The sequence below is a fragment of the Sporosarcina sp. NCCP-2716 genome, from assembly GCF_023707985.1.
In the GTDB taxonomy this organism is placed as follows: Bacteria; Bacillota; Bacilli; order Bacillales_A; family Planococcaceae; genus Sporosarcina.
In genome coordinates, this window is the sequence record NZ_BRCF01000001.1 from 686,330 (window position 1) to 707,237 (window position 20,908).

General features: G+C 54.5%; 25 protein-coding genes. 10 read left to right on the forward strand and 15 right to left on the reverse strand.

All coding sequences use genetic code 11. From position 1 onward, the window contains the following. Window positions 1-21: 21 nt before the first annotated feature. Window positions 22-1,011, reverse strand: a complete 990-nt coding sequence (locus tag NFU03_RS03560) for a helix-turn-helix transcriptional regulator (protein WP_251636146.1) — start codon at window positions 1,009-1,011, stop codon at window positions 22-24. A gap of 184 nt (window positions 1,012-1,195) precedes the next feature. Between NFU03_RS03560 and modA the strand changes: the two genes are divergently transcribed. From modA to NFU03_RS03585, 5 genes are all read left to right on the forward strand, one after another. Continuing rightward, window positions 1,196-1,999, forward strand: a complete 804-nt coding sequence (gene modA / locus NFU03_RS03565; protein ID WP_251636148.1) for a molybdate ABC transporter substrate-binding protein — start codon at window positions 1,196-1,198, stop codon at window positions 1,997-1,999. Window positions 2,000-2,020: 21 nt separating this feature from the next. Continuing rightward, window positions 2,021-2,701 carry a molybdate ABC transporter permease subunit gene (modB, locus tag NFU03_RS03570; protein WP_251636150.1) on the forward strand — a complete coding sequence of 227 codons (681 nt, stop codon included), beginning with the start codon at window positions 2,021-2,023 and terminating at the stop codon, window positions 2,699-2,701. A 12-nt stretch (window positions 2,702-2,713) separates the two neighbouring features. Beyond that, on the forward strand, window positions 2,714-3,394 hold the full coding sequence (locus NFU03_RS03575; protein ID WP_251636152.1) for an ATP-binding cassette domain-containing protein: 681 nt from the start codon (window positions 2,714-2,716) through the stop codon (window positions 3,392-3,394). A gap of 26 nt (window positions 3,395-3,420) precedes the next feature. Next, window positions 3,421-3,855, forward strand: a complete 435-nt coding sequence (locus tag NFU03_RS03580) for a GNAT family N-acetyltransferase (RefSeq protein WP_251636153.1) — start codon at window positions 3,421-3,423, stop codon at window positions 3,853-3,855. A gap of 98 nt (window positions 3,856-3,953) precedes the next feature. Continuing rightward, window positions 3,954-4,325, forward strand: a complete 372-nt coding sequence (locus NFU03_RS03585) for an rRNA methyltransferase (protein WP_251636154.1) — start codon at window positions 3,954-3,956, stop codon at window positions 4,323-4,325. A 204-nt stretch (window positions 4,326-4,529) separates the two neighbouring features. On the opposite strand, the gene NFU03_RS03590 is transcribed toward NFU03_RS03585, so the two are convergent. From NFU03_RS03590 to parE, 3 genes are all read right to left on the reverse strand, one after another. After that, complete coding sequence (locus NFU03_RS03590; protein ID WP_251636155.1) at window positions 4,530-5,771, reverse strand: MFS transporter; 1,242 nt, start codon at window positions 5,769-5,771, stop codon at window positions 4,530-4,532. Between the two features lie 108 nt (window positions 5,772-5,879). After that, window positions 5,880-8,324: a DNA topoisomerase IV subunit A gene (gene parC, locus NFU03_RS03595; protein ID WP_251636156.1), complete on the reverse strand. Its 2,445-nt coding sequence runs from the start codon at window positions 8,322-8,324 to the stop codon at window positions 5,880-5,882. Further along, complete coding sequence (gene parE, locus NFU03_RS03600) at window positions 8,321-10,294, reverse strand: DNA topoisomerase IV subunit B (protein WP_251636157.1); 1,974 nt, start codon at window positions 10,292-10,294, stop codon at window positions 8,321-8,323. Before parE ends, parC begins: the two co-directional genes overlap by 4 nt. Before the next feature lie 217 nt (window positions 10,295-10,511). Here parE and plsY point away from each other — a divergent pair, with 217 nt between their 5' ends. Together plsY and NFU03_RS03610 are read left to right on the forward strand one after the other, a co-directional pair. Then, a complete protein-coding gene (gene plsY / locus NFU03_RS03605; protein ID WP_251636158.1) occupies window positions 10,512-11,114 on the forward strand; it encodes a glycerol-3-phosphate 1-O-acyltransferase PlsY in 603 nt (200 codons plus the stop codon). Between the two features lie 37 nt (window positions 11,115-11,151). Next, entirely contained in the window at window positions 11,152-11,445 is a 294-nt protein-coding gene (locus tag NFU03_RS03610; protein ID WP_251636159.1) for a HesB/YadR/YfhF family protein, read from the forward strand. Between the two features lie 234 nt (window positions 11,446-11,679). Here the strand turns inward: NFU03_RS03610 and NFU03_RS03615 are convergent, their stop codons facing one another. From NFU03_RS03615 to acnA, 3 genes are all read right to left on the reverse strand, one after another. Further along, a complete protein-coding gene (locus NFU03_RS03615) occupies window positions 11,680-11,775 on the reverse strand; it encodes a putative holin-like toxin (protein WP_251636160.1) in 96 nt (31 codons plus the stop codon). A gap of 483 nt (window positions 11,776-12,258) precedes the next feature. After that, entirely contained in the window at window positions 12,259-12,684 is a 426-nt protein-coding gene (locus NFU03_RS03620) for an acyl-CoA thioesterase (RefSeq protein WP_251636162.1), read from the reverse strand. Window positions 12,685-12,798: 114 nt separating this feature from the next. Beyond that, complete coding sequence (acnA, locus tag NFU03_RS03625) at window positions 12,799-15,510, reverse strand: aconitate hydratase AcnA (RefSeq protein WP_251636163.1); 2,712 nt, start codon at window positions 15,508-15,510, stop codon at window positions 12,799-12,801. Between the two features lie 211 nt (window positions 15,511-15,721). On the opposite strand from acnA, the gene NFU03_RS03630 reads away from it, so the two are divergent. After that, window positions 15,722-16,267 (forward strand): cysteine hydrolase family protein, encoded by a 546-nt coding sequence (locus tag NFU03_RS03630; protein WP_251636165.1) that lies wholly within the window; start codon window positions 15,722-15,724, stop codon window positions 16,265-16,267. A gap of 101 nt (window positions 16,268-16,368) precedes the next feature. Next, on the forward strand, window positions 16,369-16,626 hold the full coding sequence (locus NFU03_RS03635) for a GlsB/YeaQ/YmgE family stress response membrane protein (RefSeq protein WP_251636166.1): 258 nt from the start codon (window positions 16,369-16,371) through the stop codon (window positions 16,624-16,626). Between the two features lie 43 nt (window positions 16,627-16,669). Here the strand turns inward: NFU03_RS03635 and NFU03_RS03640 are convergent, their stop codons facing one another. From NFU03_RS03640 to NFU03_RS03660, 5 genes are all read right to left on the reverse strand, one after another. After that, window positions 16,670-17,335 (reverse strand): lytic transglycosylase domain-containing protein, encoded by a 666-nt coding sequence (locus tag NFU03_RS03640; RefSeq protein ID WP_251636167.1) that lies wholly within the window; start codon window positions 17,333-17,335, stop codon window positions 16,670-16,672. A gap of 22 nt (window positions 17,336-17,357) precedes the next feature. Then, window positions 17,358-17,945, reverse strand: a complete 588-nt coding sequence (locus NFU03_RS03645) for an SCO family protein (protein ID WP_251636168.1) — start codon at window positions 17,943-17,945, stop codon at window positions 17,358-17,360. Window positions 17,946-18,054: 109 nt separating this feature from the next. Next, window positions 18,055-18,195 (reverse strand): YvrJ family protein, encoded by a 141-nt coding sequence (locus NFU03_RS03650; protein WP_398289691.1) that lies wholly within the window; start codon window positions 18,193-18,195, stop codon window positions 18,055-18,057. A gap of 77 nt (window positions 18,196-18,272) precedes the next feature. Further along, window positions 18,273-18,494, reverse strand: a complete 222-nt coding sequence (locus tag NFU03_RS03655; protein WP_251636169.1) for a DUF2922 domain-containing protein — start codon at window positions 18,492-18,494, stop codon at window positions 18,273-18,275. A gap of 23 nt (window positions 18,495-18,517) precedes the next feature. Beyond that, on the reverse strand, window positions 18,518-18,736 hold the full coding sequence (locus NFU03_RS03660) for a DUF1659 domain-containing protein (RefSeq protein ID WP_251636170.1): 219 nt from the start codon (window positions 18,734-18,736) through the stop codon (window positions 18,518-18,520). A gap of 127 nt (window positions 18,737-18,863) precedes the next feature. Here NFU03_RS03660 and NFU03_RS03665 point away from each other — a divergent pair, with 127 nt between their 5' ends. Then, on the forward strand, window positions 18,864-19,286 hold the full coding sequence (locus NFU03_RS03665) for a DUF2621 domain-containing protein (protein ID WP_285835405.1): 423 nt from the start codon (window positions 18,864-18,866) through the stop codon (window positions 19,284-19,286). Window positions 19,287-19,310: 24 nt separating this feature from the next. On the opposite strand, the gene NFU03_RS03670 is transcribed toward NFU03_RS03665, so the two are convergent. The 3 genes from NFU03_RS03670 to NFU03_RS03680 are packed head-to-tail and all read right to left on the reverse strand — an operon-like array spanning window position 19,311 to window position 20,888. After that, window positions 19,311-19,838 (reverse strand): CcdC family protein, encoded by a 528-nt coding sequence (locus tag NFU03_RS03670; RefSeq protein WP_251636171.1) that lies wholly within the window; start codon window positions 19,836-19,838, stop codon window positions 19,311-19,313. After that, complete coding sequence (locus tag NFU03_RS03675; RefSeq protein ID WP_251636172.1) at window positions 19,835-20,158, reverse strand: thioredoxin family protein; 324 nt, start codon at window positions 20,156-20,158, stop codon at window positions 19,835-19,837. Before NFU03_RS03675 ends, NFU03_RS03670 begins: the two co-directional genes overlap by 4 nt. A 19-nt stretch (window positions 20,159-20,177) precedes the next feature. Continuing rightward, window positions 20,178-20,888: a cytochrome c biogenesis CcdA family protein gene (locus NFU03_RS03680; RefSeq protein WP_251636174.1), complete on the reverse strand. Its 711-nt coding sequence runs from the start codon at window positions 20,886-20,888 to the stop codon at window positions 20,178-20,180. Window positions 20,889-20,908 lie beyond the last annotated feature (20 nt).

Genomic DNA, 20,908 nt, shown 5'->3' on the forward strand with positions numbered 1-20,908 from the left:
ACAACACCCCGCAGCCAAAAGCTACGGGGTGTCATAGAGGATCTGTCCGAGCCGGCTGAAGTCATAGCCCTGGATGGCGGCCAATTCTTTTTTGAAGGCGGCGGACTGCAGGGTGCTGAGGACCGTATCCCGGAATGCTGCATTGTCCGGGCGTTTCAGCATGACGAGGTCGACCTGCTCGGCAGCGAGCGGTACGAAGTCGGCGCCGACGAGCTGGGCCGTCTTTTCGATGCCGACTCCGACGTCCGCTTCGCCGGAAGCGACTTTGCTGGCGACCGCCAGATGGGTCTGTTCGAAATTATCATAACCATGGACGGTTTTCGGCAGGATGCCTTCAAGCCGGAGCCGTTCATCGGTCAGCACGCGGATTCCCGAGCCGATCTCCCGATTGACGAACCGGATGTCATTACGGTTCAGGTCCCGCCAGCCCGTAAGCTGTTTTGGATTGCCGGGCTGGACGTAGAAACCGGCTGTCCGGCTAAGCAGATGGACGACCGTATATTCCCGTCCGGTCAGGATGCGGCGGATGTATGGCAGGTTGTAAGATCCCGTATCCCCGTCGAACAGGTGGGTGCTCACCAAGTCGGCCTCCCCCTGGACGAGGGCGAACAGGCTTGCAAGACTGCCGGTATGCGAGCGGAGTGTCCGGAAGTTCGGCGATGCGGATGAAATGGCATTCGCGAGCAAATCGAGTGTGACATCCTGTCCGCTGATGATGACTATCTGCGTGGGCCGGGTTTCTGGGGGAGGGGCGGAAGCGGCCGGCTTGACGGTCTCAAGCGGCGCCGGTTCAGGTATGGGTGTTTCCCGGTTCTCAGCCGGTAACGGGGAACCGCCCTTCATCCGGTTTTTATATGCTTCGAAATCATCGGCGTCGACCCGCATCTGTCTGCCGACCCGGTACGCGACGATTTCGCCTTTTTTGATCAGATCGTAGACGGTCAGTTTGGAAACTTGGAGCAGCTCGGCGATGTCTTCAGTCGTATACGAAATACCCGCGTTGGATTTCATTCAGCGTCCCTCCGTTTCTTCCCTCTATCTTCTCCCATATGTCGGACTATTGCAATAGGTATAATAAGCGCTAAACAGTTAAATTTAGAATTGTTTAACTATATATAGCTATCTTAAGTATGGTTATGTTATAACTAGTTATAAGTAATGATAACTAGTTAAAATAAGAAAAGGGGAGATAAAGATGAGACAAGCTGGTAAATTGGTAAGCACGATGGCGGCAGCTTTCCTGCTGCTTGCCGGCTGCAGCGGAGGGACGACGACGGAAAAGGACAATGAGGCGGCAGACAGCAGCAAGGGGAAGATCGAACTGCACATTTCTGCGGCGGCGAGCCTGACGGATGCGCTCGATGAGTACAAGAAAGCCTATGAAAAGGAGCATGAGGATGTGAAGCTTACCTTCATGTACGGCGGTTCCGGAAAACTGGCGGCGATGATCGATAACGGAGCACCAGCCGATTTATTCCTGTCCGCAAGTGCAAAGGATATGGATACGCTTGAGGACAAAGGACTTATCGACGACAGTACGCGTACGGATTTCACGAAGAATGCGCTAGTGCTGATCGCCGGTGCAGATGAACAGGACACGGTCTCGAGCTTCGAACAGATCGACCCTTCGGCGATTGATCATCTCGTCATCGGGGAGCCGGAGAGTGTTCCGGCCGGCCGCTACACGAAGGAAGTGTTCGAGCATTTGAACCTTTGGCAAACTTTGCAGGACAAGCTAGTGCTCGCATCGGACGTCCGGCAGGTGCTGACCCAGGTGGAGATGGGTAACGCGGAATACGGTGTCGTCTACTCGAGTGATGCGTTCATTTCTGATAAAGTGAAGACAGTGGCGGAAGCCGATCCCGACTGGCATGCGCCGATCGTCTATCCGGGTGCGGTGCTGGCGAATGCGGAGCATCCGGAAGAAGCGCAGCAGTTTTTCGACGCGCTGCTCGGTGAGGATGGACAGGCCGTGCTTGCGGAGTATGGATTCAAGTAAGCAGTTCAGGAGGTGAGCGGGATGGATCTTCAACCTTTGTTGCTGTCGGCGAAAGTGGCGGCTATTTCAACTGTGATCGTCTTTGTTCTTGGTGTATTTCTAGCGCATTTATTCGCGAAGCGGCAGTTTTTCGGCAAATCGGTGCTCGAATCGCTCTTTCTGCTGCCGCTCGTACTGCCGCCGACAGTCGTCGGTTTCGGATTGCTGATCGTGTTCGGGAAAAAGGGATGGATCGGCAGCTGGCTTCTTGAGACGTTCGATATCCAGATCGTTTTCACGTGGACAGCTGCCGTCATTGCTTCCGTCGTCGTCAGTTTCCCGCTCATGTACCAGAGCGCGGCGGCGGCATTCGAGAACTTGGACGGGAAGCTGGAAGATGCGGCACGCACGATGGGAGCGTCGGAGTGGCGGGTTTTCCGGACGGTGACGTTCCCGCTCGCCTGGCCGGGGCTGCTCGCAGGGCTCGTTCTGTCTTTCGCGAGAGGACTCGGGGAGTTCGGCGCCACCCTCATGCTGGCAGGATACATACCGGGTAAGACCGATACGATGCCGATGGCGATCTACTTCGCCGTGGAATCGGGGCAGATGGAGAAGGCGTCGTTCTGGGTCGTCATCATCACCGCGCTCGGGTTCAGCATCATTTTATGGCTCAATTGGTGGAGCAGGCGGAATCTCAGGCGCTTTGCCGCCGACAGACGATAGGAGTGAAGCATCATGCTGAAGGTTGATATCCGAAAGCGGCTCGCGCATTTTGAACTGGATGTCGCTTTCGAAACGGGAAATGACATTATCGTGCTGGCGGGTGCTTCAGGGGCAGGGAAGACGTCGATTCTGCAGGCGGTCGCCGGTCTGTCACACCCTGACAGCGGGACGATCGCGCTGAACGGCAGGACGTTCTTCGACAGCGGCGGCAGCTCAGGCAGACCGCTGCCCGCACGTTCGCGCAATATCGGCTACCTATTTCAGGACTATGCGCTGTTTCCGCACATGACAGTCGAGCGCAACATCTACTATGGCGTGTCGAAAACGCACTTGGCGGCTGCGAGACCCGTTGTCGGCCAGCTGCTCGGCGTTCTCGGCATCGGCCACTTGCTGGGCAAGTACCCGCACCAGATTTCAGGCGGCGAAAAGCAGCGGGTCGCACTGGCACGGGCTCTTGCTGCGGAGCCTGAACTGCTGCTGCTCGACGAACCGCTGTCTGCGCTCGACGAGGAGACGCGGGAGGAATGCCAGGACGAACTGCTCCGGCTGCATGATCTGTGGCAGATCCCGTTTCTGATTGTGACCCACAGCAAGTCAGAAGCTGAAAAGCTCGGCGACCGGGTGCTCCGGCTGAAAAAGGGCTTGATTGTCGAAGAGAGTCGTGGAACAATGGAAGAAACCCCTGCAGAGTGACACGCGGGAAATGGAGGGGACAGCCGATGGGCCACGTGACGATAGCAGCGCTCAAGACGGAAGAGGAATTGCTGGAAGCCTTTCCAATCATGAGCCAGCTGCGCACGCATCTTGACGAAAAAGAGTACTTGGAACTGGTGTACGAATCGGAAGCGAAAGAGCGCTACCAGCTGCTCGGCCTCCGCGATAACGGCGTCCTGAAGGCGCTGATCGGTTTCAAGCCGATGATCACGCTCTATTACGGCCGCTCGCTCTGGGTATGCGACCTGGTGACTGATAACAGCGCCCGCTCGCACGGGTATGGCGAACAGCTGCTGAGCTACGTTGAAAAATGGAGCAAAGAGCACCATTACGAGTCGATCGCACTGTCTTCAGGCATCCAGCGGACCGATGCGCACCGTTTCTATGAAGAGAAAATGGACTACCGCAAAGTGAGTTATGTATTCAAAAAGCAGTTTTGATTGGAAAAGTGCTGTTTTTACCGTATGCGAACAGAGATGCGAACAGCCGGCGGAGATCGATCTCCGGCCGGTTGTTCGGTCATTCAGGAGGGATTTCCATGTGGATCAACCAAAACGGACAGCTGCGGCAGATCGCGGACGAAACGCGGGTCAAATTCCGGACGTCACTCAGCGCAGCATTATTGGAGGAACTGAAACAGCTTGCGGATGAACACGGAAAGTTCGTCAATTATTTGCTCGAAGACGGCCTGAAGCAATTATTGCTGCAGGAAACGATCGGTTTCACGAAAGACATGCGGCCGAAAGACCGGATCCAGTATAAGACGACGTATGATGCAGAATTGCTGGAGCGGGTGCGGGCCATTGCAAAAGAGCATAAGCTGTATATTAATGATGTAATCGAGTACAGTGCGCAATTCATCGATGCGGAGCGGGCGAAGAGAGGGCAATACCGATATCGGATCGAATAAATGGTAAGATATTTTGACGCCCCCGTCATAATATATATTATCGGAAGCTGCGTTTCATTCAATAGTATACTTAGGATAGTGAGATAAAACAGCAATTTTCATCTGAAACGGAAAAAATGAACCCGCGGCAAAATTTCTGCTCCGCGGGTTTTTTTATGGCTTATATGATTCAAACTTCGCTAATGGAATCCGTTTTCTGGCGTTTTACACGGCCGGCTTCACAGGACCGATCGGATCTGCGTCCGCTGCCGGCTCCTCGAGTGAAATGTTGCGCCGTCTCATCTGAACATAGAACATGCCTGTCAGCCCGACGCTGATCATGCCGAACACCATCACCATCACTTGCATGCCGACGATATCAAGGAACGCCCCCGTCGCCAGCAGCACGACTTGGAACATGACCCGCTCCAGCATGTTGCGAAATGAGAAAAACCGGCCATGATACGCTTTCGGCATCTGTTTCTGGAAAATGACCATCGCCGTCGGGAAAAAACAGCCTAAGCTGAAACCGAGCAGCGTAAACGACGCGAGGACAAGAAATTGACTTTCTGTGAAATACAGCAGGAACTCAGCCATCCCCACCATACCGGCAAAGAAGAATAAAATAGCAGCCGTACGCCATTTGACGGCGATCCGTTTCACGGCGAACGATCCGATCATGAATGCGACGCCTTCACACGTGTAGATGAGTCCTTTGATGGACGCGGACTGCTGGATTTCGCTGATATTGATGACGATCAGGTTGAATGCGCCGAGGAACAGCAGCGGAATGAGCGTCATGATCAGCGTCATACCGACTGCGGGATAGGCTTTCAATACCGGGAACATATCCATGAAGCCGCTCTTTTCCGGGACACCGGCTGCAGCGGGCGCACTCCCCTCCCCTTCGTCGATCTGCAGCATCCACGTGAAGACGAGCAGTACGGCATACGCAGCGATCGAGATCCAGTAAAGCGACGAAAGCGACCAGTAGACCAGAATCATACCGGCGAGCGCAGTTCCTGCGACGCGCGCGATCGTCGCGACATTCATGTGCAGCCCGTTCATCGTCAGCAGTTCCCCTTCCTTCACGACGAGCGGAATGGCGGCCTGCAGTGCAGGGAAATAGAATGTCGCTGCGAGCTGGATGCTCACGACGAACGCGATCATCCACCAGACGGAACCTGTTGCGATGGCGATGAGCATGAATACGACACTGACGAGGCGCCCTGCCCCTGCCACTACGAGAATCCGCTTCTTCGACTGCTGATCGATGATCCGGCCGGCAAGCGGTCCTGCGATTATCCCTGCGAGCAGCCCGACGGACAGGATCAGTGCTTTGACAAAGTCCGAAGGGATCCTTTCCTGCATGAACTCCAAGTTGCCGATGATACCGGTCCAGAGCCCAATTCCGGCGATCAGTTCTCCGGATAATATGATCCATACATTACGGTTTTTCCAAAGCATCGTGTTCCCTCTTTCTTCATCCGAATAATTCGCTTCTCGAACTAGTATACGATAAACAAAGAAAAAAGCACACGAAAATTTTGCAACATTTCGTGTGCTTTTTCTATTCTACTTGGAATCGTGCTTATCCGTTCTGGCTTTCGGTTCGTAATAGAGCCGGACCGCCTTGCCGTTCTTCGTTTCGTCGGAGACGGAACTGCCGTTCGATGTCCGGTCGGAAAGGCGGATTTCTTTCGGCGTGAGCTCGATGCGCACGCCTTTGTCGGTGGCCAGGACAAGCGTTTCTTCAGGGCCTGTCAGCTTGGCGCCCGCCACCCGGTATGGATTCTTCTTCAATTCTTTCAGGATCATGAGGCCGCGCTGGGCGCGTCCGCCAATCTCGATTTCCTTCAATGAGGTCCGTTTGACCGTCCCCCGCTGTGTTGCGACGATCACCGAGGCGGAACTGTCCGTGATGACGTCCATCGAAATGACATAGTCGTCGGTCTTCAAGTTGATCCCTTTAACGCCTGCAGTCCGGACGCCTGTCGTGCTGATTTCACTCAGCGGGAACCGGAGGATGTATGCCTGATGCGTCACGAGCAGCACATCTTCGCTGCCTTTAACGATACGGGCATCGATTAGCCGGTCGCCTTTTTTGACGTTCATCGCCTTATAGGATCGACCGAAACGCTGCACTTGGTAGTCTGCCAGCTTCGACAGCTTGATGAAGCCGTTCGCAGTCATCGTCAGTACGGAATGGACATCGTCGAACGCTTCCAGTCCGACCGCCGACACAATGCTTTCGCCGGGTTCAAGCGAGACGATGCTCGAGACGTGCTGGCCGAGGTCCCGCCACCGTATATCCGGCAGTTCGTGGACGGGCTGGTAGATGTAATTGCCGAGTGAGGTGAACAGCAGCAGGTGGTGCTGGGTGTTCATCGTCTGCTCGAAGAGCGGGTAATCGGACTCTTTCATGTCCATGCCGGCTCCGTTCGACGCGCCATAGGACCGCATGCTCGTCCGTTTGACATAACCTTCCTTAGTCACGGATACAACGACTTCCTCGCTCGGGATGAGGATATCAAGATCGACTTTCAGTTCCTCGATCTTCTCCTCGATGACGGAGTTGCGTGGTTCCGCGAACTGCTTCCGTATGGCGAGCAGTTCCTTCTGGATGACGCGAGCGAGCTTTTTCGGACTCGTCAGGATGGCCGTCAGCTCTTCGATGAGCTTCCGCAGCTCCTCTTCCTCTTTTTTAAGTTCCGTAATATCAGTGTTTGTAAGACGGTAGAGCTGGAGCGAAACGATCGCTTCCGCCTGGATTTCCGAGAACTTGAAGCGTTCGATCAGGTTGTTCTTCGCGTCGCGTTTGTCGTTCGATCCCCGGATCGTCTTAATGACTTCATCCAAGATGGACAGTGCTTTGATCAGCCCATCGACGATATGGAGCCGGTCCTTCGCCTTTTGCACATCATAGCGCGAGCGGCGGGTGACGACGTCTTTCTGGTGTTCGATGTAGGCGTCGAGCAGCATCGGCAGCGACATGAGTTTCGGCCGTCTGTCTGCGATTGCGACCATGTTGAAGTTGTAGGCGACTTGCAGGTCGGTGTTTTTCAGCATGTAGCGCAGGATCGGTTCTCCCGGTATGTCCTTTTTCAATTCGACGACGATGCGCAGTCCGGAACGGTCGGATTCATCGCGTACTTCTGCGATGCCGTCCAGTTTCCGGTCAACGCGCAGTTCATCCATCTTCTTGACGAGGTTCGCTTTGTTGACGTCGTACGGGATTTCACTGATGACAATCTGGGATTTTCCGGCTTTCAGCGGTTCGATCTCCGTCTTCGAGCGCACGATGATGCGTCCTTTGCCGGTTTCGTATGCCGCTTTGATGCCGTCGGTCCCCTGGATGGTGCCGCCCGTCGGGAAATCGGGCCCTTTCAGGACGGTCATCAGTTCGTCGACGGTCGCTTCCGGGTTGTCCATCCGCATGAGGACCGCGTCAATTGCTTCGTGGAGCGCATGCGGCGGAATGTCGGTTGCATATCCGGCGGAGATCCCGGTCGAGCCGTTGACGAGCAGGTTCGGGAAACGGGCAGGCAGGACGGTCGGTTCCGGCTCGGTATCATCGAAGTTCGGGATGAAGTCGACGGTCTCCTTGTTCAGGTCGCGCAGCATCTCCCCGGCGATACTCGACAGACGGGCTTCGGTATACCGCATCGCAGCTGCCGAGTCCCCGTCGACCGAACCGTTGTTGCCGTGCATTTCGATCATCAGGTGCCGCAGCTTCCAGTCCTGGCTCATCCGCACCATCGCTTCATAGACGGACGAATCGCCGTGCGGGTGATAGTTGCCGATGACGTTACCGACGGTCTTCGCGGATTTACGGAATGCCTTTTCGTGCGTATTCCCTTCGTTATACATCGCATACAAAATGCGCCGCTGGACCGGTTTCAGTCCATCGCGCGCGTCGGGCAGGGCCCGGTCCTGGATAATATATTTACTGTAGCGGCCAAAGCGGTCGCCGATGACTTCCTCTAACGGAAGATCCTGAAAGCGTTCAGTTGCACTCATTCAGCTTCCTCCTCCATATGCAGGAATTCGTTCTCCAATATCGTCGTACCCTCTTCCAGGCCGAAATCGACATTGCGTTCGATCCAGCGCCGTCTCGGTTCGACTTTGTCGCCCATCAGCGTCGTGACCCGGCGCTCGGACTGCGCCCCGTCTTCGATCGTCACCCGGATCAGCGTGCGGGATTCAGGGTTCATCGTCGTCTCCCACAGCTGTCCTGCGTTCATCTCACCGAGACCTTTGTAGCGCTGAAGCATGTAGCCTTTGCCGATTTTCTTGATGGCCGCATTCAGATCCTTCTCCGTCCAGGCATACTCGACTTTCTCCTTTTTGCCTGTCCCTTTCGACACTTTATAAAGCGGCGGCAGCGCAATATATACTTTGCCCGCTTCAATCAGCGGTTTCATATACCGGTAGAAGAACGTCAGCAGGAGCACTTGGATGTGCGCGCCGTCCGTATCGGCATCGGTCATGATGATGACTTTGTCGTACGCGACGTCGTCAAGCGTGAAGTCCGCCCCGACGCCGGCGCCGATCGTATGGATGATCGTATTGATCTCCTCGTTTTTCATGATATCTTCGAGTTTCGCCTTTTCAGTATTGATGACCTTACCGCGCAAAGGCAGGATCGCCTGGAAAGTCCGGTCGCGTCCCTGCTTGGCAGAGCCGCCGGCAGAATCACCTTCCACGAGGTACAGTTCGTTCTTCGCGGCGTTCTTCGACTGGGCCGGCGTCAGTTTGCCGGAGAGAAGGGTATCGCCTTTCTTCCGCTTCTTGCCGGAGCGTGCATCTTCCCGCGCTTTCCGGGCCGCCTCCCGCGCCTGGTGGGCACGCACGGCCTTCCGGATCAGGTTGGCGCTCAGTTCCGCATTTTCTTCGAGGAAGTAGAGCAAGTGCTGCGAAATGACCGCATCCGTGACCGTCCGGGCCTCGCTTGTGCCGAGCTTCCCTTTCGTCTGCCCTTCGAACTGCAGGATCTCTTCGGGAATGCGCACAGAAACGATGGCGGCAATCCCTTCGCGGATATCGGCGCCATCCAGGTTCTTATCCTTTTCCTTCAGCAGACCCGTACGGCGGGCGTATTCGTTGAACACACGGGTCATCGCCGTCTTGGCACCGGTTTCGTGGGTCCCGCCGTCTTTCGTGCGGACGTTATTGACGAACGACAGGATCGTTTCCGAGTATCCGTCGTTGAACTGGAAGGCGAATTCGACTTCGATGCCGTCCGCTTCCCCTTCGAGGTAGGCGACGTCATGCAGTGTGTCCTTCTCTTCGTTCAGATAGGCGACGAACGCTTTGATGCCCGTTTCGTAATGGAACGTCTCAGTCTTTTCCGTGCTCTCTTCGGTCAGGGTGATCTTCAGCCCTTTCAGGAGGAACGCGGATTCCCGAAGCCGTTCAGCCAGAATGTCGTATTGGTATTTGGTCACCGAGAAGATCGACGGATCCGGTTTGAAATGGATGGTCGTCCCGGTATCTTTCGCTTTGCCGATCACTTCCAGACCGGTTGCCGGCTTGCCGCCATTCTCGAACTTCTGGCGGAAGATTTTGCCGTCGCGGTGGATCGTCACTTCGAGCCACTCGGACAGCGCGTTGACGACGGAAGCCCCGACACCATGCAGGCCTCCGCTCGTTTTGTAGCCGCCCTGGCCAAACTTACCGCCGGCATGCAAGACAGTCAAGATGATTTCCGTCGTCGGTCTTCCCGTCTTGTGGGTGCCGGTCGGCATGCCGCGCCCGAAGTCCCGTACGCTGATGCTGTTGTCTTTATGGATTGTCACGTCAATTTCCGTCCCGTAGCCGCTCAGGGCTTCATCGACCGCATTGTCGACGATTTCGAAGACGAGATGGTGCAGGCCCCGGCCGTCTGTGGAACCGATATACATGCCGGGCCGCTTGCGGACAGCTTCCAAGCCTTCGAGCACTTGGATGGAATCGTCGTTGTATACATTCAAATCTTGTTGTTTCGTCAAGATGAAACCCCCATCAAACAAATGTTCTTATTTAGATAATGATACGCCGCCCGATATCCCGTGTCAACACGGCACGCCGGCGGTATGCTTAAATAATTGTATAGAAGAACCCTCTATTATGCAATGCTCGGCGTGTCTGCCGATACGGCGATTGTCGCCCGGCCGCCGTTCTGCTAAACTGGGAGAGACCGATAACTTTCTTTCGAAGGGGCTTTTTATGGATACAGTTATTCTACTATTATTAGCATATGTGATCGGCTCTCTTCCGTCCGCCCTCTGGATCGGGAAGCTGTTCTACAAGACGGACATCCGGGAGCACGGCAGCGGCAATATGGGTGCAACGAACACCTTCCGTGTGCTCGGCAAGAAAGCCGGCATCTTCGTGACCGTGTTCGATATCCTGAAAGGGACCGCTGCGGTGCTTCTCGTCTCGCTCCCTGTTTTTGCCGGAACGCCCGTCCATCCGCTGCTTGTCGGTGTGGCGGCGGTCATCGGCCACATGTTTCCCGTGTTCGCGAGATTCAAAGGCGGGAAAGCGGTCGCAACGTCAGGCGGCGTTCTGCTCGGCTACAGCTGGCCGGTGTTCCTCCTCGTCATCCTGACATTCCTGCTTGCGCTGAAGCTGACGAAGATGGTCTCCCTCAGCTCCATGATCGTGGCAGTCTTAGGCACCCTCTACGGATTTGTGTACTACCTGCTCACCGGGGATTTTTCCCTCGTACTGGTCATCGCTCTGATGGGCGGGTTCATTTTCTACCGCCACCGCGCCAATATCGCGCGCATCAAGGCCGGTACCGAGCCGAAAGTGAAGTGGCTGTAAGACAATTGCGGTTTTACGAGAAAGGTGGTTATCCTGGATGAAGATACTCATTTCACAGAAGGCTGCGGACTGGTTCGGCGAGGAAATGGACGCGGAACACGGTGACGCCATCCGGTTTTTCGCGCGTTACGGCGGCAGCAGTCCGCTGCACGAAGGCTTCTCCCTCGGGGTGACGAAAGAGCAGCCCGACGAAGCGGCTGCGGAGACGATGGTGAACGGTGTCCGGTATTACGTCGAAGCCCGGGACTTGTGGTATTTCGACGGGCACGATCTGTCTGTCAGTGTGGACAGCGACCGGTCTGAACTGCAGTTCGGCTATGTCCGGCCGTAAATCGGCGCGGCCGTGCTGCAGGGTCGGAGCGGCCGCGGGAGACCTCGCCGGCAGGCCGCAGCACTAGACAGACCATTTCACTTTTGGTATACTTGCGATGAAATATGGATACTGTAAAAAGGACCAGGAAGATGTGGTGATCTTCCCGGCCCTGCAATAGAAAAAGCGTTCGCTTCAAAGGCGTTCGCATAGTGCCGAGTAAACCGCTCCTATGCTTGTCGGCTCAAGGGCGGTTTACTTTTTTCTTGAAAAAGTATATGACAAAGCAAGGATGGCCGTGATCAGGCTGCCAAAGCCGATCATCAGACTGAATGCTTCATATGGTGTCATACGCATCACCTCCTCCCTCGCCTGGATCAGGCTGCAGGATTGCAGGTATGCGAACCGCCTATTGAGCTGATGCTTCTTTCTATGCACCTATCATTATATCATAAACTACAGATGCGTACATATGTTCTTGTCCTGCGTTTTTCAGCAGCCTGCCAAACTTCCGGCGGCTGCTTTTTCTGTTTGCTGCACGCTCTGCTGTCATAGTGACCCTGCGGCGCAAGAAGTGGGCTTGACCATTCCTCTTTTGCTCGGGGCAATGCGGGGGTTATGAGCGGTTTCTGGGATTTATGAGCGCTTTCCAGGATTTATGAGCGGTTTCCGCGTTTTATGAGCGCTTTCCAGGTTTTATGAGCGGTTTCCGCGGTTTATGAGCGTTTTCAGCTTTTTATGAGCGCTTTCCGCTTTTTATGAGCACCCCAGCGATTAATAGGCCCCTTCCCCACATAAAAACCAGGCATCCCGGGATGCCTGGTTTTTTCGTGTTCAGTCGACTGTTTTTGCGAGTTCGGCATATTTCGCATCCCACTCCGGCGCGATCTTGCGCAGCGAAACGGGGCGGAAATTGTCTTTCTTCACGACGACATGCTCCGACACGGCTGTTGCCGCCACGGTGCCGTCTGCGTGCAGGATTTCATAGCCGTAAGTCGTGCGCAGTTTGCCGTGGGATTCGATCCACGTGCGGACCGTCGCCATCTCTCCGTAGCGCATCGCCGCTTTGTATCGGATTGACAGGTCAGTCACCGGCGACAGGTAGCCGTCCGCCTCGAGACCGGCATAATTGAAGTCGAGGTCTTCAATCAGCTTCGTACGGCCGATTTCCATCCAGATCAGATAGTTCGCATGATAGACAACGCCCATCTGATCGGTTTCCGCATAGCGGATTTCAATTTCCTTTTCACTGACGTACATGTCCACTCACCTCTTCTTCTGAACAAGTATACAAAACCCTGTCCGGAATTGCAGGGTGAACGATTCAAAAAAACCCCCTCCCTGAGATATTCCAGGGAGAGGGCGAGGCTTGGATCAGCCTTTCATTTTGTCACGGAGCACCATTTGCAGGATGCCGCCGTGGCGGTAGTAATCGATTTCCACTTCGGAGTCGAAACGTGCGAGCGCTTCGAATTCAGTGACCGTGCCGTCAGCAGCTGTCGCAGTCACTTTCAGAATGTCGCGCGGCTTGACGCCTTCTGCGATGTCGACACTGATCGCTTCTTCGCCTGTCAGGCCGAGAGTCGCGGCACTCTGTCCGTTGATGAACTGGAGTGGAAGCACACCCATCATGACAAGGTTTGAACGGTGGATCCGCTCGTAGCTTTCCGCGATGACTGTTTTAATGCCGAGGAGGGATGTCCCTTTGGCAGCCCAGTCACGGGAAGAACCCATACCGTAGTCTTTGCCGGCAATGATGGCAAGGCCGGTTCCGTCTGCCTGATATTTCATGGCAGCGTCATAGATCGGCATGATTTCCTTGTTCGGCCAGTACGTCGTATAGCCGCCTTCTGTTCCTTTTGCGATCTGGTTCCGGATGCGGATGTTCGCAAACGTACCGCGCATCATGACTTCGTGGTTTCCTCGGCGGGAACCGTACGAGTTGAAGTAACGCGGCTCGACGCCGTGTTCGCGCAAGTACAGGCCTGCAGGTGTGTCTTTTCCGATCGCGCCGGCCGGTGAAATGTGGTCCGTCGTGATCGAATCGCCGAATTTGCCGACTACGCGCAGGTCTTTCAGTGCGCTGATGTCCTGTGGTTCTTTGGAGAGGCCCTCAAAGAACGGCGGGTTCTGGATGTATGTCGAGTTTTCATCGAAATCATACAGGGAATCGTCTGTCGTTTCGATTGCGTTCCACGCTTCGTTTTCGGTGAACACGCGGGCGTACTCTTTACGGAAGAGTTCAGGTGTGACCGTCTTCTCGATCATCGCCTTCACTTCTTCAGTCGATGGCCAGATATCCTTGAAGTAGACATCCTTGCCGTCTTTACCTTTGCCGATCGGCTCTTTGTCGAAGTTGATGTCAACAGTGCCGGCAAGTGCGTAAGCTACGACCAATGGCGGTGATGCCAAGTAGTTGGCTTTGACGAGCGGGTGAATACGGCCTTCGAAGTTCCGGTTTCCTGAGAGGACGGACGAAACGAGCAGGTCGTTGTCGATGATCGTCTTCTCGATTTCCGGAAGAAGCGGACCGGAGTTCCCGATACATGTCGTACAGCCGTAACCGACCGTATTGAAACCAATTTGGTCAAGGTATTTGTCGAGACCGGATTCTTCCAGGTAGCCTGTGACGACTTTCGATCCCGGTGCGAGGGATGTCTTGACGTATGCTGGCGGTGTCAGACCGAGTTCGACAGCTTTTTTCGCGACGAGTCCTGCGCCGAGCATGACGTATGGGTTCGACGTGTTCGTACAAGACGTGATTGCTGCGATGGCGAGATCGCCTGTCTTCATCTCGATCGATGTGCCGTTCGAGAATTCGACTGTACCGTGTTTCTTGAATTCTTTCGGTGTGAGACCGAATCCTTGGTTGCCTTCCGGTGCGACGACCGCATCGTTGAATTCGCGCTTCATGTCTGACAATGGAATCATGTCCTGCGGGCGTTTCGGGCCTGCAAGGTTCGCTTCCACTTTCGACAGGTCGATTTCGATGCACTCTGTGTAGATCGGATCTTCTTTGTCCGGCGAGAAGAACATGTCGTTTTCCTGCAGGTACTTTTTCACGACATCGATATGTTTCTCATCGCGGCCTGTCAGTTTCATGTAATTGAGGGATTCTTCGTCGACTGGGAAGAAGCCGCATGTTGCGCCGTATTCAGGCGCCATGTTGGCAATCGTTGCCCGGTCTGCGAGCGGCAGATGGGAAACGCCCGGTCCGAAGAACTCGACGAATTTGCCGACCACGCCGTGTGCACGGAGTGTCTGCGTCACTTTCAATGCAAGGTCGGTCGCTGTCGTGCCGTTCGGCAGTTCGCCGACGAGCTTCACGCCGATGACTTGCGGGATCGGGAAGTATGAAGGCTGTCCGAGCATGCCGGCTTCCGCTTCGATACCGCCGACTCCCCATCCGAGGACGCCGATACCGTTGATCATTGTCGTATGGGAGTCCGTTCCGACCAATGTATCCGGGTAGGCTTCGAATGTGCCGTCTTCGTTCTCGATTGCATGGACGACGCTTGCCAAGTATTCCAAGTTCACTTGGTGGACGATACCGGTTGCAGGCGGAACTGCGCGATAGTTATCGTAGGCTTTCTGTGCCCAGCTCAGGAACTGGTAGCGCTCTGCGTTCCGTTCGAACTCGAGCTCCATGTTTTTCTGGAGAGCGTCATGCGTGCCGTAGCTGTCGACTTGCACAGAGTGGTCGATGACGAGGTCCACAGGGATTTCAGGATTGATCTTGTCCGGGTTTCCGCCCATGGATGCCATTGCGGAACGGAGCGATGCGAGGTCGACGACGACCGGTACGCCGGTGAAGTCCTGAAGGATGACGCGTGACGGCTTGAATGGCACTTCTGCATCCGCGTCTGCGTCCTTGCCCCATTTTGCCAAGTTGTTTACGTGGTTGTCTTGGATGACATATCCGTCATGCTGGCGAAGGACGGATTCTAACAGTACTTTGATCGAGTAAGGCAGTCTTGAGACTTTTGCAATGCCTGCGTCTTCCAATGCGCTGAGACGGTAATAGTTGTATGTCTTACCGTTCAGGTCGAATGACGAGCGGCTATTGTGGAAATTGCTCTTTGTCATTGCTGAATTCCTCCTTTACGTACTGAAAAGGCTTGAAAGTAAGCGTCTTTTCTCTACTCCATCATATAACAGCAAAGTCTATAAGTAAATTACATTAAATTTATAGTAATCCATAAGAATAGATGATACGCCGAGTTTTCTGATTACGAGATGACCTGCGGGCGGGTTATGTGCATAATAGAGGGGATGACAGAGAAAAGGAGTGGTCGGGTTGAAAAAAGCCCTGCTGGTGATTGATTACACGGTGGATTTTGTAGCGAAGGACGGCGCGCTTACGTGCGGTGCGCCCGGGATAGCATTGGAGGACTATATCGTGCGCCTGACGGAGGAGTTCATCCGCAGGAAGGATGCGGTCGTCTTTGCTGTCGATGTCCATGAAAAGGATGATCCGTACCATCCGGAGTCCAGGCTGTTCCCTCCCCATAATTTGCGGGATACGCCGGGACGGGATCTTTTCGGTTCGCTGAAAGTAATATATGAAGAAAACAAAAAGTCGGTCCATTGGATGGACAAAACGCGGTACAGCGCATTTGCCGGCACTGAACTGGACGTCTGGCTCCGGGCCCGCGGTATCGAGGAAGTGCATTTGACGGGTGTCTGCACGGACATCTGCATTCTGCATACGGCAGCGGATGCGTATAACCGCGGCTACAAAATCGTGGTCCACGAGCCGGGTGTCGCAAGCTTCGATCCGGCCGGCCATGAGTGGGCGCTCCGCCATTTCGAGAACACATTGGGCGCTGAAGTGATCCGGTGATCGGACTTCTTTTTTTCGCTGTTATGTTTGAAGTATAGAAATAATGGTTATTACAAATACTATAACAAACAATTCATCACAGCGAAAAGGAGAGGAATTACATGCTAAGTTTTCTTTGGTTTTTAATCATCGGAGGTATTATTGGCTGGGTTGCCGGACTTATTCTTGGTAAAGATATCCCGGGCGGCGTTATCGGTAACATTATCGCAGGGATTGTAGGGGCTTGGGTCGGCGGTACACTGCTCGGAGAATGGGGACCGAAAGTTTCGGACTTCTATATTGTTCCGGCATTGATCGGTGCACTTGTACTGGTATTCATCGTCAGCCTTGTACTGAAAGCGATGCGCAGAGCTGCATAATCGATGACAAAAGTAAAAGGACTTCGCATAATGCGAGGTCCTTTTACTTTTGGGCTTGTTTCGTCTGCTGGGCTTCGTACTCTTCGAAGAAGAAGAGTACGTCCTCCACGTATTTGTCGCTGTGATTGTAATGGAAGATCGCTTTTTCGATCTGTCCGTCGGCAGCGCCGCTTTGCGCCAAGTAGTTCGCCGCGCTGAAGATCGCGTCCTCCAAGTTGTACGGATCCGCTTTCCCATCACCGTTGCCGTCGACCCCGTAGCCGCCGTACTTCGCGATGACAGCCGGATCGGTCTTGTCCTTTTCCGGGATGTTGCCTTTCCCTAAGTCGGTGCAGCCGGGGTAGCTCCAGCCGACGAACGTACACGGCATGAACTGCATATGGCCTTCCGCGCCTGTCGGGGACAGCAGCGGATCCATCGTGGAGAACCGTGTCTCCACCCGATGATGGGCGGCGAGCAGTGTCCACGGAATGTTATACTCGTCGGCGGCGGCCTTATAGATCGGGATATACTCTTCCGGAATGGTGAGTCCGTCGTGGCGGGCATGCAGGTCGATGAGCGTGCTGGCGGATTTCTGGATGAGGGCCGGATGGCGGATGCTTGCCCAGATGATCGCCGTCAAGGTGAACAGGACGGCTGCGACCGGGACGAGCAGCGCGATCAGCAGCAGTTTGGCTTTCGCAGTCAATCTGCGTTTTTTCTTTTTCACCCGTCCCTCCCCTTTCCGCCGGTCAGTCTTGTTTGCTTAAGCTCTTCATGTCTTTGACGATCGTATCATACGGGACGTCCTCGTATCCTGGATACGTCTTGACGACTTTCCCTTCTTTGTCCACGAGACCGAAGCGCGACCCGTGGATGACCTGGTCGGAGTTCGGATCGTCGATGACCGGCATTTTGAATGATTTGACGGCGAGGTCGTTGATCTCCTCCATCGAATAGCCCGTCAGCATTTCCCATTTCGACTTGTCGGGCACGCCGAACGCGTCGAGGTATTCGCCTAGTTTTTCAGGTGTATCCACTTTCGGATCGACGCTGAAGGAGACGATTTTGTAATCTTCGATCCCCTTATCTTTCAGTTTCCCCTGAAGTTCCGCCATGTTGGTCATCATCGGCGGACAGACGCTCGTGCAGCTTGTGAAGACGAACTGGGCGAGCCAGATTTCCCCTTTCAGATCATCGAGGGATACCGTCTTGTTGTTCTGATCTGTATACTCGAACGGATCGATGCTGTAATGGTGGTCCGCCTTGAAGCCGCCGGAACACGCGCTCAGCACGAGGGCTGACATGAAAACACTTAGTAGGATTGCTTTTTTCTTCATGACTCTTCCTCCAAACTCTGTGCGTTTACCTTATCATATCGAACGGCCAAACGCCAAACAACCGCGGAAATCCGGGTTGTTTGGCGTTTGTTTGTCGGAACTGTGAAGACTAGTTCACTTTTAGCGTAACAAGTGCTCCGTGGATCGCTTCGAGTTTCGTTTCGAGGCGGTGGAGCAAGTAGAACGACACGAATACCGGAAAGCCGATCTCCTGGATGAACCCCATCGACAGCTCAAGCATGTGTTCCATTCTTTCTCCTCCTTTATCTCCTTGTGTCAAAAAGCCGGTCCCAGTCATCTGACTGGATACCGGCTGGTCCTGGTTCCTCAGTTGCTGCTGATCAATGTGCTGACATTGCGGTCGATGATGCGGGCGCTTTTGACGGCGCTCGGCGTGTGGCCGCTTTTCTTGAAGGCGCTGGAAGCGATGATCTGCTCCATCGCGGCTTCGACTTCAGCCGGCGTCAGGTCCTCGCGCGGTTCGTCGACGGCCAGGACGAAATCTTTGCCGTCCGTCTGGGTAAATACGAGCTGCAGGGTAAGTGCCATGGTGGTTTCCTCCTTTTCTCAAGTTATTCGGTGACTGTCGATGTGACGATCTTTTCGTACGTCAGGACTGTCCAAGAAGACAGTTGGCTGAGTGCTGCCAATGCGGTCTGCAGGTTTTCCGGCGATACGTCCTTTTCTACGAACCGGTAGGCTTTCGCCTTGTGGATGATGCGGCCGTCTGGTGTGAGGCCGGCGTCGTAATTGATTTTGCCTGCTGCGGTCTGGAATTCGAGAGCTGCCATGTGTGTTCCCCTCCTTTCACCCTCTACATAGACGCCGGGTGCAGAAAAGGATACAATAGGCATGAAAGAGTTGCAGGCTGCATGTACAATAGAAGGTAGACAGAGTCAATAAAGAGGTGAACATATCATGCCAGGCTGGTTTATCTGGTTCATCGTGTTTTGGTGTGTGGTCCTGGTCGTCCTGTTCGGAATCGGCGGCTTTTTCATGTTCCGCAAGTTTCTGAAAGTGTTCCCGAAAGCTGACGGGAAATCGACGCTCGACTGGGAAGAATACTACGTCGACCGCTCGCTGCATTTGTGGAACGACGAGGCAAAAGGCTTGCTGAATGAGCTCGTGCAGCCGGTGCCGGAGCTGTTCCGTCCCGTGGCGAAGCAGAAGATCGCCGGGCGTATTGGGCAGATTGCGCTCGATGAGGACGCGAACCGGATCGGCTTCGACCATATCATCCGCGGCTATATTGTCGCTACACCGAAGCGCGACCATAAATTCCTCCGTAAGAAACTGGCGTCGATGGATGTCGACATGACACCATATGAGCACCTGTTTTGACGGACAAAAAAGAGAGGGACCCGGTCATCTGACCGAGAGTCCCTCTCTTTTTTTCAAGCGCTTGTATTTGACGAGCATGCCGATCCGCCACGGGATGATCATCGAGAACGCGAGGATGAAGAACATACCCGCGAGCTCCCCGACATCGATCGAACTGCTGAGGATCAGCTTCGCGACGAGCCGGAAGACCAGCAGACCCGCCAGAATGAAGATGAATGCCTTCGAGCGTTTCACGAACAGCTTTCCGTCCTTATGCTCGAAATTTGTCGTGGCGATCAGGATGGTGGAAAACAGCAGGCCGACCACCATCGCCTCGATGACCTGAGTTTTCGGCACCTGAAACTGCGTGAACAGGAACATCAGCAGTCCTGATGACATGAATACCGGCGGCAGGATGATGCGGACCGGTGAAATCGGACGCTGTGCCGCCTTCGACCGGACGAAGAATGCGAGAAGCCCCATCCCGAAGAACACGACGGTCGAGCCGATAATGAGATAGACGGGCGGGATTTCGTTGAAAACCAGATCGACCAGTCCCTGTATCCGGTTCATCCGCACACCATCCCTTCGAGCTCGTCCAGCCGCTTCTTCAATGATTCCATCGGGACGAACCGGGCGAACCTGGCAAATTCCCTGCCCTTGGAAAACAGCAGGACGACCGGTGCGCTGAACAGCGACAGCTGCCCCGCCATTTCAGGCACGGCGGAGACGTTCGCCGCTGCGAACGGGAACGAGTACCGGTCCTCAAGTTCAGCCACTTGCGGATACAGCCCGTCACAGACGGAGCAGTGATCCGCTTTGACAAACAGCAGGAGGGCTTCCTGCTCGGCAGCCTGCTGCTGCCAGTCTGCAAATGATGTGATGTCGTTCATGTCAGTAAAGCCTCCCTGCTTAGAAACCTTGGAAATCGCCGAAAATCGGACTCAGCAAGCTGATCAGATAGGTCATGCCGTCAAAGAACAGGATGATACCGAACACAATCATCAGAATACCGCCGATGCGCATGATCATCCGGTTGTGGCGCCGGATCCAGCCGAGCCGTGTCACGAAGAACGACAAGACGAAGAACGGCACCGCGAACCCGAGGACATATGTCATCATGTACAGCATGCTGGAACCGGGATTCGATGCGGCGAGCCCGATAATGGCACCGATGATCGGCCCCATGCACGGCTGCCAGCCTGCGGAGAACGCCAGACCGATCAGAGCGGAGCCGAAATAGCCTGAAGGCCGGTTTTTAAATTGCAATTTACGTTCTTGCATCAGGAATTTCGGCGTGAAGACACCGGTCACCATCAGACCGAACAGGACGATGAAGATGGCCCCCACCTGCCGTAATAGGTCCATATATTCGATGAAGAATCGGCCGATGAACGAGGAGCCGAAACCAAGGAATATGAAGACGATGGAAAATCCGAGAAGGAAAAATAACGTATGCAGCATTCCGTTCCGGCTCATGCGTTTCTTATCCGACGTCAGCTCCTCGATGGACATGCCCGTGATGTAGGAGATGAATGCAGGATAGAGCGGCAAGACGCACGGGGAGATGAAACTCAAGAAGCCCGCGCCGAAAGCAAGGAATATGTTCACATCTGCTGCCAAGGAACTTCCCCCTTTATCAA

Excerpts from the sequence above, each read along its gene's own strand:
- NFU03_RS03665 (WP_285835405.1), top strand. The coding sequence starts at position 18,864 with ATGCCAGGCTGGTTTATCTGGTTCATCGTGTTTTGGTGTGTGGTCCTG.
- NFU03_RS03575 (WP_251636152.1), top strand. The coding sequence starts at position 2,714 with ATGCTGAAGGTTGATATCCGAAAGCGGCTCGCGCATTTTGAACTGGAT.
- NFU03_RS03675 (WP_251636172.1), bottom strand. The coding sequence starts at position 20,158 with ATGAACGACATCACATCATTTGCAGACTGGCAGCAGCAGGCTGCCGAG.
- NFU03_RS03650 (WP_398289691.1), bottom strand. The coding sequence starts at position 18,195 with ATGGAACACATGCTTGAGCTGTCGATGGGGTTCATCCAGGAGATCGGC.
- NFU03_RS03615 (WP_251636160.1), bottom strand. The coding sequence starts at position 11,775 with ATGACACCATATGAAGCATTCAGTCTGATGATCGGCTTTGGCAGCCTG.
- NFU03_RS03585 (WP_251636154.1), top strand. The coding sequence starts at position 3,954 with ATGTGGATCAACCAAAACGGACAGCTGCGGCAGATCGCGGACGAAACG.
- NFU03_RS03670 (WP_251636171.1), bottom strand. The coding sequence starts at position 19,838 with ATGAACCGGATACAGGGACTGGTCGATCTGGTTTTCAACGAAATCCCG.
- NFU03_RS03635 (WP_251636166.1), top strand. The coding sequence starts at position 16,369 with ATGCTAAGTTTTCTTTGGTTTTTAATCATCGGAGGTATTATTGGCTGG.
- plsY (WP_251636158.1), top strand. The coding sequence starts at position 10,512 with ATGGATACAGTTATTCTACTATTATTAGCATATGTGATCGGCTCTCTT.
- parC (WP_251636156.1), bottom strand. The coding sequence starts at position 8,324 with ATGAGTGCAACTGAACGCTTTCAGGATCTTCCGTTAGAGGAAGTCATC.
- acnA (WP_251636163.1), bottom strand. The coding sequence starts at position 15,510 with ATGACAAAGAGCAATTTCCACAATAGCCGCTCGTCATTCGACCTGAAC.
- NFU03_RS03590 (WP_251636155.1), bottom strand. The coding sequence starts at position 5,771 with ATGCTTTGGAAAAACCGTAATGTATGGATCATATTATCCGGAGAACTG.
- NFU03_RS03660 (WP_251636170.1), bottom strand. The coding sequence starts at position 18,736 with ATGGCAGCTCTCGAATTCCAGACCGCAGCAGGCAAAATCAATTACGAC.
- modA (WP_251636148.1), top strand. The coding sequence starts at position 1,196 with ATGAGACAAGCTGGTAAATTGGTAAGCACGATGGCGGCAGCTTTCCTG.
- NFU03_RS03560 (WP_251636146.1), bottom strand. The coding sequence starts at position 1,011 with ATGAAATCCAACGCGGGTATTTCGTATACGACTGAAGACATCGCCGAG.
- NFU03_RS03580 (WP_251636153.1), top strand. The coding sequence starts at position 3,421 with ATGGGCCACGTGACGATAGCAGCGCTCAAGACGGAAGAGGAATTGCTG.
- modB (WP_251636150.1), top strand. The coding sequence starts at position 2,021 with ATGGATCTTCAACCTTTGTTGCTGTCGGCGAAAGTGGCGGCTATTTCA.
- NFU03_RS03645 (WP_251636168.1), bottom strand. The coding sequence starts at position 17,945 with ATGAAGAAAAAAGCAATCCTACTAAGTGTTTTCATGTCAGCCCTCGTG.
- NFU03_RS03655 (WP_251636169.1), bottom strand. The coding sequence starts at position 18,494 with ATGGCACTTACCCTGCAGCTCGTATTTACCCAGACGGACGGCAAAGAT.
- NFU03_RS03620 (WP_251636162.1), bottom strand. The coding sequence starts at position 12,684 with ATGTACGTCAGTGAAAAGGAAATTGAAATCCGCTATGCGGAAACCGAT.
- NFU03_RS03610 (WP_251636159.1), top strand. The coding sequence starts at position 11,152 with ATGAAGATACTCATTTCACAGAAGGCTGCGGACTGGTTCGGCGAGGAA.